We start from the raw sequence: 12371 nt of genomic DNA on the forward strand, positions 1-12371 counted from the left end.
GACTCGGAGCATGTCCAGTCCCGTCGCAGCCGCGCCGCGCGCCCCTGAGCGCTACCGGCGCCTGACCACCCTGCCCGATCCCCGCCTGCCCTCCTGGGGCCCGCAGCGCCGTGCCCGGGTGGCCGCGGTGGTGTTCTGGGGGAACCTGCTCTCGCAGATCGGGATCATCCTCTCGGGCGCCGCCGTACGGCTGACCGGCAGCGGGCTGGGATGCTCCACCTGGCCGAACTGCGAGCCAGGGCAGTTCACACCGGTGCTCACCATGGAGGCGGGCATCCACCCCTTCGTGGAATTCGGCAACCGTTCGCTGACCGGGGTGCTGACCGTGTTCGCGGTCGCACTGCTGCTGGTGAGCTGGCGCTGGCTCGGGCACAAGGGCACCGGCTTCCGCCGCCTGGCCTGCGTCCCCCTGATCGGCACCGCTGTGCAGGCGATCGTCGGCATGGTCGTGGTGTTCGCGGATCTACACCCGGGCATCGTCAGCCCCCACTTCCTGCTCTCCCCAGTGCTGGCCGCGGTCTCGATGGTGCTGCTGGTGCGCCTCTATGACGGCGACGGTGCGATCCGGCGGGCAGTCCCGGTGCGTGCTCTCCAAGTCTTCGTACCCCTCGCGGTGGTGGGCTTCGTAGTGCTGGTCCTGGGCACGATCGTCACCGGCACCGGACCTCATTCCGGGGACGCCGGAGACGTCACCCGGATTGCGCTGAACCCCATGATCGCCTCCCGGATCCACGCCCTGTCGGTCTATGCGTTCTGCGCCCTGCTCGCAGTCCTGCTGGTCGTGCTCCACCGATCCGCGGCGCGGCGTGAGGCGATCGTCGCGGCCTGGTGGCTGGTGGTCCTGACCGTGGTCCAGGGCATCATCGGCTATGTCCAGTACTTCCTCGGCCTTCCGGAGCTGATCGTGTTCCTCCACCTGATCGGTGCGGCGCTGTTCGGCGCCGGGATCGCATGGGTGGGAGCCCGCCTGGTCACCTGGCAGGAACCGCACCCGGCTGCAGCTGCAGCCGGCGACTCACCCCTCAGCACGGAGGCATGATGATCCTCGGCAAGCGCCGCCGCAGCTCCACGCAGGAGCTGCCGACCCTGGCCCAGGCCCGGCCGGCCGGAGAGTTCGTCGCCTCGGTGCTCTCGCACCTGCGCGACGTCGTGGACGTCGGCTGGAACCTCCTGGAAGTGGATGCCGAAGCCCATCGCATGATCCGCGAGGCCGGCGCGACCAGCTGCTACATCGAGTACCACCCGGTCTTCGGGGCCTCCCCGTTCGGGCACGCGATCTGCACCTCCGTCAACGACGGGGTGCTGCACGGCCGTCCCTACGACCGGCTCCTGGAAGATGGTGATCTGCTCTCCCTGGACTTCGCCGTCGAGGTCGAGGGCTGGGTCGCGGACTCCTGCCTCTCGATCATCGTGGGCACACCGCGCGAAGAGGACCTCCAGCTGATCCGCGACACCGAGCGGGTGATGTGGGCCGGCATCGACCAGGTCACCGCCGGGAACAGCGTGGGCGACATCGGCCATGCGGTGATGAACGAGGCCCACGCGCTCGGATACACCATCAATGAGCGCTTCGGCGGTCATGGGGTGGGGCGCACCATGCATGAGGCACCCTTCGTGCCCAATCACGGCACCCCCGGCGGTGGCCCCACGCTGGTGGCAGGACAGCTGATCACGGTCGAGCCGTTCCTGGTGCCCACCACCTCGGAGCTCAAGGTCGACGAGCGAGATGGCTGGACGCAGCTCTCGGCCGACGGCTCCCGCGGGGCCCATGCCGAGCACACCCTGCAGGTCACCACCGGCGCACCGATCATCCTCACCGCCCGGCCCGACGACCCCTCCCCGCGCAGCTCACTGGGCTGAGACGGAGCGCCGGCCCACGCGTGGGTGAAGGTGCAGCCCCGCGGCTCAGCTCCCCTGCAGGAGAGAGCGGATGCTCGCTGCGATGCCCGCGGCATCCAGGCCCTGAGCCGCGAGGATCGCATCGCGTTTCCCATGCGGGATGAACTCCAGGTCGACGCCAAGGCTGCGCAGGACCGGTCCGGGCGCGGAGAGCGTGGCACGCCGGGCGAGCCGCGTACCGAGGGCCGCACCGATCCCGTGCTCGGCCAGGCCGTCCTCGAGCGTGACGACCGCGCGCGCGGTCGCGGCGAGGTCCAGCAGCTCCTCCCCCAGCGGCAGTGACTGCACCGGGTCGAGGACCACGAGGTTCAGCTCTGGATGCGCCGCAGCGAGCTCTGCGGCGGCCTCGACGGCGCGGCCAGCCAGAGCACCGATGGAGACCAGCAGGATGTCGACGGGTGCGTGCGCGTCACCGGCGAGCACCTCCCCGGCAGGCAGCTGCGCGAGAGCCGGCAGCTCCGGCGGGCAGGCTCCCTTGGGGAAGCGCACCAGGGACGGGCCGAGGGTCCCGAGAGCGGCGGGGACCGCGGCATCGAGACGAACTCCGTCCCGGGGCGCCCACAGCGAGAGACCGGGCACCTTCGTCGCCAGGGCGAGGTCCCAGATCCCGTGATGGCTGGGCCCGTCATCGCCGGTGACACCGGCCCGGTCCAGGGTGATCGTGACGTCTTCGCCGTGCAGGGCGACATCGAGCAGCAGCTGGTCGATCGCCCGGTTCAGGAAGGTCGCGTAGAGGGAGACCACGGGTTTGCGGCCGCCGGCGGAGAGTCCGGCGGCCGTGTCGAGCGCGAGCTGCTCGGCGATCCCGACATCGAGCACGCGCCCCGGCAGCTCCTGCTGCATCGGGGTGAGGCCCACGGGGTCGATCATCGCGGCGCTGATCGCGACCACGCGCTCATCGGCGCGGGCGGCATCGAGCATCGCGGCGCCGAACCGGGAGGTCCAGGTCTCCGTCGGCGCTCCCGGTGAGGCCTGCTCCTGGATGGTGAAGGGACTGGTGGCATGCCAATGGTCCACGGTGTCCGATTCCGCGCGAGCGAAGCCGGCACCCTTCCGGGTCAGGACGTGGACGAGCACCCCGGAGCTCGTGGGATCCTCCGCGGCACGTCGAGCTGCGGCCAGGGCGTCGGCGAGGGCAGTGAGGTCATGGCCGTCGACCGGTCCGAGATAGGTCAGCCCGAGCGAGGTGAAGAGATCCTCTCCGGCACCGATCCGGCCGGCGCGGAGCTCGGCGAGATGCTCGGCGATCCCGCCCACGGTGGGGGCATAGGAGCGGGTGTTGTCGTTGAGCACCACGACAGTGCGCGAGCCCTGATCGGAGGCGAGCAGGTTGAGGGCCTCCAGGCCCACCCCTCCGGTGAGAGCGCCGTCCCCGATGACTGCGACCGCGGCCCCGTCGGCCCCGGCGAGCCGGTGGGCGCGATCCAGTCCGTGGGCCCAGGCGATGGATCCCGAGGCGTGGGAGTTCTCCACCAGATCGTGGACCGACTCCCCGCGGTCCGGGTAGCCCGCGATGCCGCCCGCGGTGCGCAGCCCCGGCAGATCGGCGCGCCCGGTGAGCATCTTGTGCACATAGGCCTGATGACCGGTGTCGAAGACGATCGGCTCGTCCGGGGAACGGAACTCGCGGTGCAGGGCGATCGTCAGCTCGACCACGCCGAGGTTCGGTCCCAGGTGGCCTCCGCTGCGCGAGCAGATCTCCAGCAGACGCCGACGCAGAGTGCGTGCCAGCCCCGGCAGCTGTGCGGCGTCGAGCGCCCGCAGCGCCTCGGGGCCGCCCGGAATTGGAACCTCTGACGGTGGGGTCGAAGCATCCGCAGCCGGTGCCGACGGGGTCACTGCAGCTCGCCCGCGGTGCGGGGTGGCGGAACGATGCTCAATGGTGGACACGCGTGGTCCTCCCTCAGGGACGGGGCCGGAACTCGGCCAGCCTATGTCCTCGTGACCTGTGGTGACGCTCGAGGTGATCACATCTGTGCACATCTTCACCGGTGATTCACGGGTCCCGCCCTCGGTGTGCATCGCGGTGCAGAGGGGCCGAGCAATGGTGCACTCGGGCACTCGCCCGCGCCGCATATCGGCGCTCAGGACTCAGGACCCAGGACCCAGGACCCAGGACCCAGGCTTCAGGCTTCAGGGGTCCGGACTCCCGACTCAGGACTCGCCATGACGCGACGACGCCCCGACCCTTCAGGGCCGGGGCGTCGTATGGCGCCGATCAGGCGGCGGCTGCGCGCAACACGTCAGTCAGGCTCTACTGCCTGCCTGGCTTCCTGCCGCTCGTTCCTCGCAGCACGTCAGTCAGGCTCTACCGTCTGCCTGGCTTCCTGCCGCTCGTTCCTCGCAGCACGTCAGTCAGGCTCTACCGTCTGCCTGGCTTCCTGCCGCTCGTTCCTCGCAGCACGTCAGTCAGGCTGCGACCAGCGAGCGGAGCACGTACTGCAGGATGCCGCCGTTGCGGAAGTACTCCGCCTCACCGGGGGTGTCGATGCGCACGGGCGCGTCGAACTCCACCGAGGAGCCGTCTTCCTTCACAGCGACGACCTTGACCGTCTTCGGGATGGAGCCGTCGTTCAGAGCGGTCACGCCGGTGAACGAGAACGTCTCCGTGCCGTCGATCCCGAGGGACTCGGCGTTCTCCCCCACGGGGTACTGCAGGGGAAGCACGCCCATGCCGATGAGGTTCGAGCGGTGGATCCGCTCGAAGCTCTCCGCGATGACGACCTCGACGCCGAGGAGCTTGGTGCCCTTGGCCGCCCAGTCACGGGAGGAACCGGTGCCGTACTCCTTGCCGGCGAGGACCACCAGCGGGATGTCCTGCTCGGCGTAGGCCTGGGCCGCGTCGTAGATGAACTCCTGCTCACCGGTCAGCAGGTTCTTGGTGTACCCGCCCTCGACGCCGTCGAGCAGCTGGTTCTTGATGCGGATGTTCGCGAAGGTGCCGCGGATCATCACCTCGTGGTTTCCTCGGCGCGAGCCGTAGGAGTTGAAGTCCTTGCGGGCAACTCCGTGCTCCTGGAGGTAGTGACCAGCCGGGGAGTCCAGCTTGATCGCACCGGCGGGCGAGATGTGGTCAGTGGTGGTCGAGTCGCCGACCTTGACCAGCACCCGCGCACCGGAGACGTCGGAGACGGGCTCCGGCGTCGCCGACATTCCCTCGAAGTACGGGGGCTTGCGCACGTAGGTCGACTCGTCATCCCACTCGAAGGTCGCACCCTCGGGAGTGTCGAGGTTGCGCCAGCGCTCGTCGCCGGTGAAGACGTCCTTGTAGTCCTCGGTGAACATCTCCTGGGAGATGGACTCCGCGATGACCTTCTCGACCTCGGTGGGGTTCGGCCAGATGTCGCGCAGGAAGACGTCCGCGCCGTCCTTGTCCTGCCCCAGTGGGTCGTTCTCGAAGTCGAAGTCCATCGTGCCCGCGAGCGCGTAGGCGATGACCAGCGGCGGGGAGGCCAGGTAGTTCATCTTGACGTCGGGGTTGATGCGGCCCTCGAAGTTGCGGTTGCCCGAGAGCACCGCGGTGACCGCGAGATCCTTCTCCGCGATCGCGTCGGAGATCTCCGAGTCCAGCGGGCCGGAGTTGCCGATGCAGGTGGTGCAGCCGTAGCCGACCAGGTGGAAGCCGAGCGACTCCAGGGCGGGCCAGAGCCCAGCCTTGGTGTAGTAGTTCGTGACGACCTGGGACCCGGGGGCCATGGAGGTCTTCACCCAGGGCTTCGCGACCAGTCCGCGATCCACCGCGTTCTGCGCGAGCAGGCCCGCCGCCATCATCACCGAGGGGTTCGAGGTGTTGGTGCAGGACGTGATCGAGGCGATCGAGACGATGCCGTGATCGATCGAGAAGTCCCGACCGCTGACCTGCACCGGATTCGATGCCCGGCCGGTGACGTGCTGGTGCTCGGGAGCCGAGCCGCCGGAGTCGTTGTCCGAACCCTGGCTGGCGGGATCCGAGGCGGGGAAGGTGCCAGCGGTGTCCGCGCCGTTCTCGGAGGCCTCGTGGTCACGCGCGTAGGACGGGAGCACCTCGCGGAAGGACTCCTTGGCCTCGGTCAGCACGATGCGGTCCTGCGGACGCTTCGGGCCGGCGATCGAGGGCACCACGGTGGACAGGTCCAGCTCGAGGTACTCGGAGTACACGACCTCCTTGGAGGCGTCGTGCCACAGGCCCTGGCGCTTGGCGTAGGCCTCGACCAGCGCGAGCTGCTCCTCGGTGCGGCCGGTGAGACGCATGTAGTCGACGGTCACCTCGTCGATCGGGAAGATCGCACAGGTGGAGCCGAACTCGGGGCTCATGTTGCCGATAGTCGCGCGGTTGGCGAGCGGCACCTGGGTGACGCCCTCGCCGTAGAACTCGACGAACTTGCCCACCACGCCGTGCTCGCGGAGCATCTCGGTAATCGTGAGCACCACGTCGGTGGCGGTCGCGGCCGGCGGGATCTCGCCGGTGAGCTTGAAGCCCACCACGCGCGGGATCAGCATGGAGACCGGCTGGCCGAGCATCGCGGCCTCGGCCTCGATGCCGCCGACGCCCCAGCCGAGCACGCCCAGGCCGTTGACCATGGTGGTGTGGGAGTCGGTGCCGACGCAGGAGTCCGGGTAGGCGCGCAGGGCGCCGCCCACCTCACGGGTCATGACCGTGCGGGCCAGGTACTCGATATTGACCTGGTGGACGATGCCGGTGCCCGGGGGGACGACCTTGAAGTCGTCGAAGGCCGTCTGGCCCCAGCGCAGGAACTGATAGCGCTCACGGTTGCGCTCGTACTCGAGCTCCATGTTCTTCTCGAGCGCGTCCAGGCGACCGGCCACGTCGATCATCACCGAGTGGTCGATGACCATCTCGGCCGGGGCGAGCGGGTTGATCTTCTCGGGATCGCCGCCGAGATCCTGCATGGCCTCGCGCATGGTGGCGAGATCGACGACGCAGGGCACGCCGGTGAAGTCCTGCATGATCACGCGGGCCGGGGTGAACTGGATCTCGACCGACGGATCGGCAGAGGGCTCCCAGCCCGCCAGGGCGCGCACGTGGTCGGCGGTGATGTTCGCCCCGTCCTCGGTGCGCAACAGGTTCTCGAGCAGGATCTTGAGGCTGTAGGGAAGCTTGTCGGCGCCCTCCACGGCGTCGAGCGCGAAGATCTCGTAGTCGGTGCCGCCGACGCTGAGATCCTGTTTCGCGGCGAATGAGTCGACAGTGCTCATCAGGCGAACTCCTTTGGTGTGGGGTTGACCCCTCCATCGTAGGCGCGCAATCCGCGACAGGCGGACGAACGCTCACCTCGCGATGAACCGCTGCTCATGCAGGTCGACCGAGGGGACGCCGGCTCGATCCGGCATATATCTTGAAGTCAAGATAAATAGTACCATGTCAGGCACCCTCGACCTGACACCTCGTCAGCTGATCTGCAGGTGTGTCGAAGCTCGCCGTCTCGGCGGGCGCCCTGGTGCGACGGCCCTGGTGCGACGGCCCTGGCGCGGCCGAGCGACGCCGCCCCGTCCCTTCAGGCCGAGACTCGCTCCAGCACCGCGACCGACTCGATGTGGTGGGTATGCGGGAACAGGTCGAAGGCACGCAGGTCCGCGATATGCCACCCCTTCTTCTCGATCGCTGCGAGGTCCCGGGCGAGCGTGGAGGGCTCGCAGGAGACGTAGACGATCCGCTGGCGGACGGCGGCTGCCAGGAGGTCCATCAGCTCGGTGCCTGCACCGCTGCGCGGCGGGTCCAGCACCACCGTGTCGACGCCGCCACGGCGGGCACGGACCCAGTCCGTCACGTCCGCGGTCGCGGTCGAGACCTGGGGAAGATCCTCGAGGTTCTCGGCGGCGATCTGCGAGGCGCGCCGGTTCCCCTCGACGGAGACGACCGAACCGTCGTCCCCGACCTGCCGCGCTGCGACTGCGGAGAAGACCCCCACTCCGCCGTACAGATCCCAGGCGCTGCCGCCGTGCGGTGCGCGCAGCGTCGATTCGACGACCTCGCTCAGGAGCTCCGCGGCGCGTCGGTGCGACTGCCAGAAGCCCGTCGCGCTGACGGCGAACATGCGCTCCCCGAGGCGTTCATGGACCAGTCCGTCCCCGCGCAGCGGGACCAGGCCGCGCCCGGTGCGGACAGAGACGTCAGCATCCCCCCAGGTCTCCGGGATGACCACTGCGCTCGGGTCGAGCTCCCGCCCGATCAGCACCACGGAGGCAGGACCGGCCGACGGAGCGACCGCATCGATCGCCTCGGTCCCCTCGGGGGCGGTCCACTCCCCCAGCTGCAGGTCACGAATGGCCTGGGCCGAGAGGGGATCCGCGCCCACCGGACGAACCTCATGAGAACGCCAGCCGCGCATGCCCACCCGGCCATCGGCATCGACCGCATAGCGCACGCGTGTGCGCCAGGCCAGCCCTTCGGCGTCGTGCGGCGCCGGCTCGACCTGCACCTGCTCGATCGGGAAGCTCGTCACCCCGGCGCGGCGGAGCAGCTCCTGCATTACCTCGGTGGCGATCCGGCGCTGGGCGGGCAGTGCGATGTGCGCCCACTCGGCACCTCCCACGCCGTCGATGCCGGCCTCCTCCCAGACCGACGGTGCACGGTCCGGGCCTGCCTCGAGCACGTCGAGCGCCTCGGCGCGCCAGAAACGTGCGTTCGCGCGCTCCTCGGGGTCTTCGAGCAGTCGGGCGGTCACGGTCTCGCCCGGGGTCGTGCCGCGGACGAACACGACCCGTCCCTCATGGCGTGCCACGAAGGTGCCGCCGGCTGCGGGCGGGCCGACAGTGAGGGTCAGGAGGCGCCCGCCGAGGGCGGAGCTGCTCGGCGCGGTTTCGGCATCGGAGGTCATCGGACCACTCTCTTCCCGTCCGCGCGGGGAACGACGCGGACCGTGGCTGCTCGATCTATGGGAGGTCCCGCGCAGACCTGCGGTCGGGTGCGGGGAACCGTCCGCCCATTGTCTCATCCAGTGGACGGTCCTGGCGCCCGGCCCGATGGCGTTCCTGCGTGCCCGACCCGATGACGCTCCTGCGCACACGGCCCGAGCAGGTGCTCAACGTCGCTCGCGACGCGCCAGCAGTCCGCGATGCATGAGCCACACCAGATACGCGATCACGGCGAAGGCGGGCAGGCCCATGGCGATCTTGGCGGCGCCGAGGGCGGCGACCTGATCCGTCAGCAGCAGCGGGAGCTGCACGGCCAGCTTCGCGGCGTAGAGCCCGACGAAGAGCAACGTGGCCCTGGTGTAGACACGGCGTGCGTCAGGGTCCTCGGTCCAGTCCTTCACCCGAGGATCGAGCAGGCCGACGAAGATTCCCACCAGCGGTCGCCGCAGCGCCAGAGTGGTCAGCAGCACCACCAGGGCGACGGCGTTGGTGACGATACCGGGCCAGTAGAAGTCAGAGCCTTCGCCGGAGCGGATCGCGAGCACGGCGCCGAGTGCCACCCCGAGCAGGCCGCCGAGCACCGTGGACGGGCTCTGTCGCTGCACGATCCGGGCGATCAGCAGTCCCAGCACCACGATGACCGCAGCCACGGCCGCGACCATGACCGAGCGCGTGACCACGAACAGCACCACGAAGAGCAGCGTGGGCAGCACCGACTCGACGATGCCGCGGGGGCCGCCGATGGCGTCGGAGACGGAGAACTCCTCATCCCGCAGCACGGCACCCAGCCCGCTGCGGGACGTCGGCTCGTGCTCCTCGGCGGCTGGGCCCGTGCCCGCCTCTGGACCGATGCCGGGGCCTCCGGCTGCGGGACCCTGGCGCTCAGGGCCTCGGGTCGCCGGAGCCGGGCGCTCGGCGCCTCGCGGCTCCGGCCCCTGGGTCTCGGGTGCTTCGTGCTCGGGGCCGTGGGTCTCGGGGCCAGAGCCGGAGCCGGGCACCGCGGGACTCACCCGACCTCCGTGATCTCTGGGCCCCGTGCCAGCGGGTCCAGCGGTGCGGCACCGACCTGGCTCAGGCCCGGCCGCTCCCCGGGCAGATGCAGCGGGATCAGCTCCTGCGGAGCCATCGCCTCGGACCCGCGCACCACCACCAGGCGGGAGATGAGGGTCTCGAAACGGCGTGACTGCTCCTTGTCGCCCAGCGCCTTGCCTGTGAGGATCGCCCGGACGAACCAGCGCGGTCCGTCGATGCCGATGAATCGCGCCGGCCGGTATCCCGTGCGCCCATCGGTCCGCTTCACGGGCAGCCGGGTGATCAGCTCGGTGCCGAAGGCTCCGGGCCGGGTCTCCGCGGTCCCTCCCTGCTTGACCACGGAGTCGCGCAGCGAGGAGCGCACGTCCTCCCACAGACCGCGGGTCTTGGGCGCAGCGAAGGCCTGGACCTGCAGGGACGAGCCGGCGATCACCAGATTCGCCCCGGTGACCGAGCCGCTGCGCTGATCGACCTCCATCCTCAGCTCCATGCCGTCGATGGCCGGGACGCGTAGTGCTCCGAGGTCGATCCGCTCTTCCGCGGGTGCCTCGGACTCGTCATAGGGGCCGTCTTCGAGGTGCTCTCCGCGAGGGGCGGCGGAGTCGCTGTCGCCGTCGCGGCCCTCTGCCCGCTCGGTGCCCTCATCGTTCTCGGCGTCCTCGGCATCGGGCCGGTCGGTCGCCTTCTGCGAGATCCCCGAATCCTGGGAGTCGTGCGCATCCAGGCCGTCGATCTCCTCGACCTTCTGCTGCTTCTTGCGAGAGAACAGTCCCATGATCATCCCTCCGTGGTCTCGTCGGCGGTCACGGCCGCCGTGGCGGTCGCAGCCGCCGTCATCGGCTCAGCTGTCGCGGCGGCTCCGAAACCGCCGCTGGAGCCGAAGCCGCCCTGCGCCCGGTCGGTCTCCTCGAGGTCCGCGACCTCCTGCAGCACCGGGGCGATGAAGGGCACCACCACCAGCTGGGCGATGCGGTCTCCGACATGGAGGGCGAACGGCTCCGTCGGATCGGTGTTGTGCAGCGAGACCTTGACGGGACCTCGGTAGCCGGCATCCACGATACCGGGGCCGTTCAGGACGGTGATCCCGTGGCGCGCCGCGAGGCCGGAGCGGGGGCAGACCATGCCCACGGTGCCGGGCGGCAGCGCGAGCGCGAGGCCCGTGTCCACCAGGGCCCGGCCACCGGCGGGGATCACGAGGTCCTCCGCACTGGCGAGGTCCAGCCCAGCGTCGTCGGCATGGGCGCGATGCGGCAGCGCCGTCGCGCCGCTGCGGCGGATGCGCAGGACGGGGTCTCCGGCCGCAGGTGCGGCCGTCGCATCGTGTGACGAGGAATCAGCGTGATCGACAGACATGGGCACAGGGTATGCCGTGGCGGCATCCTGCTCCCAGCGAGCTCGGAGCCTCGCAGGGCGGGCCGTGGACGTCCAGGTGCTGCGTGAGACCATGGCGGCATGTCCGCAGCAGCTGATCGCCCCGCTGATCACACCTCCCCCGTCCCGGCGGCCACCACCCCCGCCGCCTCCGACGAGAGCACCGTCCTCTTCCGTGAGCACCTCTTCCCCGGCCCCACGGTCTGGGTGGTCGCGGTCGCCATCGGAGCCGCGCTCGGCCTGATCCTGGTCCCGCTGAACCTCACGGTCGCGATCGTGTTCTCCTCCGTGTGCATCCTCGCCCTGCTGGTGCTGGTCCACCAGTACTCCCCCGTGCTCGAGGTGGCGAACGGCCGCTTCCGCCTGGGCCGCGCGCAGATCGGGGTCGAGCTGCTCGGCGATCCCACGCCGCTCCAGGGAGAGGACTGGGCTCGCACGATCGGACAGGGCTTCGAGCCGCTGGCTCATCACTGCATCCGTGGGTGGACCCGCTCCGGGCTCCGGGTCGAGGTGCTCGACCCTGAGGATCCGATCACCGCCTGGGTCGCCTCGACCCGCCGTCCCGAGGACCTGGCCCTCGCGCTGAGGACCGCGAAGCAGCTGAAGGCGCGCGAGGGCCGCTGAGCGCTCCGCGATGTGCCATCCACGGTGCACCACCGCGTAGAACGACGACGGCGCCGCCTCCCGGTCGGGAGGTGGCGCCGTCGTCGTCATGGGACGAGCAGGATCACGCCGCGGCGCACTCCTTGCAGATGATGAGAGTGCCCTCGACGTGGTCGATCTGGCTGCGGTGCTTCACCAGGAAGCAGCTCGCACAGGTGAACTCGTCCGCCTGGCGGGGCAGCACCCGCACGGAGAGCTCCTCGCCCGAGAGATCGGCACCGGGGAGCTCATAGGAGTCGGCGGCATCCGCCTCGTCCTCATCGACGGTGGGGGTCGCCGCTTCGTTCCGGCGACCCTTCAGCTCCTCGATGGAGTCGTCATTCGATTCGTCGTCGTTCTTGCGCGGGGCGTCGTAATCAGTGGCCATCTACGGTCCGTTCCTGGTTGTCATCGGGGTTCATCCGACCTGGGTGGCTGGGGCAGTTCCGCGCCGGTGAGTCCTCGCGGGCCACTTCTGGTCGGCCCGGGTCTCAACGCTGAATGCGGCGGCATTATTGCAGAGCGGCCTGCGACTCACAACACGGCGTCCACCGCAGACCGCAACACGCCGA

The 12371-nt window shown here is 69.9% G+C and carries 10 protein-coding genes; 3 read left to right on the forward strand and 7 right to left on the reverse strand.

The features are described from left to right. Nucleotides 1–10 precede the first annotated feature (10 nt). Nucleotides 11–1039 (forward strand): COX15/CtaA family protein, encoded by a 1029-nt coding sequence (locus tag ACT3T9_RS12560; protein ID WP_441444105.1) that lies wholly within the window; start codon nucleotides 11–13, stop codon nucleotides 1037–1039. Beyond that, the gene (map, locus tag ACT3T9_RS12565; RefSeq protein ID WP_441444118.1) at nucleotides 1039–1860 is read left to right on the forward strand and encodes a type I methionyl aminopeptidase; all 822 of its coding nucleotides are present in this window, start codon (nucleotides 1039–1041) and stop codon (nucleotides 1858–1860) included. The genes ACT3T9_RS12560 and map overlap by 1 nt, the downstream gene beginning before the upstream one ends. Nucleotides 1861–1905: 45 nt before the next feature. On the opposite strand, the gene ACT3T9_RS12570 is transcribed toward map, so the two are convergent. The 6 genes from ACT3T9_RS12570 to dut all read right to left on the reverse strand — a co-directional run bounded on the left by ACT3T9_RS12570 (nucleotide 1906) and on the right by dut (nucleotide 11139). Continuing rightward, nucleotides 1906–3789 (reverse strand): 1-deoxy-D-xylulose-5-phosphate synthase, encoded by a 1884-nt coding sequence (locus ACT3T9_RS12570; protein WP_444606713.1) that lies wholly within the window; start codon nucleotides 3787–3789, stop codon nucleotides 1906–1908. A gap of 519 nt (nucleotides 3790–4308) precedes the next feature. Further along, nucleotides 4309–7095: an aconitate hydratase AcnA gene (gene acnA, locus ACT3T9_RS12575; RefSeq protein ID WP_444606714.1), complete on the reverse strand. Its 2787-nt coding sequence runs from the start codon at nucleotides 7093–7095 to the stop codon at nucleotides 4309–4311. A 299-nt stretch (nucleotides 7096–7394) separates the two neighbouring features. Further along, on the reverse strand, nucleotides 7395–8717 hold the full coding sequence (locus tag ACT3T9_RS12580; protein WP_444606715.1) for a class I SAM-dependent RNA methyltransferase: 1323 nt from the start codon (nucleotides 8715–8717) through the stop codon (nucleotides 7395–7397). A 204-nt stretch (nucleotides 8718–8921) separates the two neighbouring features. After that, entirely contained in the window at nucleotides 8922–9764 is an 843-nt protein-coding gene (locus tag ACT3T9_RS12585) for a DUF3159 domain-containing protein (RefSeq protein ID WP_444606716.1), read from the reverse strand. Beyond that, nucleotides 9761–10561 carry a DUF3710 domain-containing protein gene (locus ACT3T9_RS12590; RefSeq protein WP_441444111.1) on the reverse strand — a complete coding sequence of 267 codons (801 nt, stop codon included), beginning with the start codon at nucleotides 10559–10561 and terminating at the stop codon, nucleotides 9761–9763. Before ACT3T9_RS12590 ends, ACT3T9_RS12585 begins: the two co-directional genes overlap by 4 nt. Before the next feature lie 2 nt (nucleotides 10562–10563). After that, a complete protein-coding gene (gene dut, locus ACT3T9_RS12595) occupies nucleotides 10564–11139 on the reverse strand; it encodes a dUTP diphosphatase (RefSeq protein WP_441444112.1) in 576 nt (191 codons plus the stop codon). Nucleotides 11140–11238: 99 nt separating this feature from the next. On the opposite strand from dut, the gene ACT3T9_RS12600 reads away from it, so the two are divergent. Next, nucleotides 11239–11781, forward strand: coding sequence for a DUF3093 domain-containing protein (locus ACT3T9_RS12600; RefSeq protein ID WP_444606717.1), 543 nt, complete (start codon nucleotides 11239–11241; stop codon nucleotides 11779–11781). A gap of 103 nt (nucleotides 11782–11884) precedes the next feature. On the opposite strand, the gene ACT3T9_RS12605 is transcribed toward ACT3T9_RS12600, so the two are convergent. Next, nucleotides 11885–12187 carry a DUF4193 domain-containing protein gene (locus ACT3T9_RS12605; RefSeq protein WP_345080488.1) on the reverse strand — a complete coding sequence of 101 codons (303 nt, stop codon included), beginning with the start codon at nucleotides 12185–12187 and terminating at the stop codon, nucleotides 11885–11887. Nucleotides 12188–12371 lie beyond the last annotated feature (184 nt).

It is taken from the genome of Brachybacterium sp. AOP29-B2-41 (assembly GCF_052378395.1).
GTDB lineage: Bacteria > Actinomycetota > Actinomycetes > Actinomycetales > Dermabacteraceae > Brachybacterium.

Excerpts from the sequence above, each read along its gene's own strand:
- ACT3T9_RS12580 (WP_444606715.1), bottom strand. The coding sequence starts at position 8,717 with ATGACCTCCGATGCCGAAACCGCGCCGAGCAGCTCCGCCCTCGGCGGG.
- acnA (WP_444606714.1), bottom strand. The coding sequence starts at position 7,095 with ATGAGCACTGTCGACTCATTCGCCGCGAAACAGGATCTCAGCGTCGGC.
- ACT3T9_RS12590 (WP_441444111.1), bottom strand. The coding sequence starts at position 10,561 with ATGGGACTGTTCTCTCGCAAGAAGCAGCAGAAGGTCGAGGAGATCGAC.
- ACT3T9_RS12600 (WP_444606717.1), top strand. The coding sequence starts at position 11,239 with ATGTCCGCAGCAGCTGATCGCCCCGCTGATCACACCTCCCCCGTCCCG.
- ACT3T9_RS12605 (WP_345080488.1), bottom strand. The coding sequence starts at position 12,187 with ATGGCCACTGATTACGACGCCCCGCGCAAGAACGACGACGAATCGAAT.
- dut (WP_441444112.1), bottom strand. The coding sequence starts at position 11,139 with ATGTCTGTCGATCACGCTGATTCCTCGTCACACGATGCGACGGCCGCA.
- ACT3T9_RS12560 (WP_441444105.1), top strand. The coding sequence starts at position 11 with ATGTCCAGTCCCGTCGCAGCCGCGCCGCGCGCCCCTGAGCGCTACCGG.
- map (WP_441444118.1), top strand. The coding sequence starts at position 1,039 with ATGATCCTCGGCAAGCGCCGCCGCAGCTCCACGCAGGAGCTGCCGACC.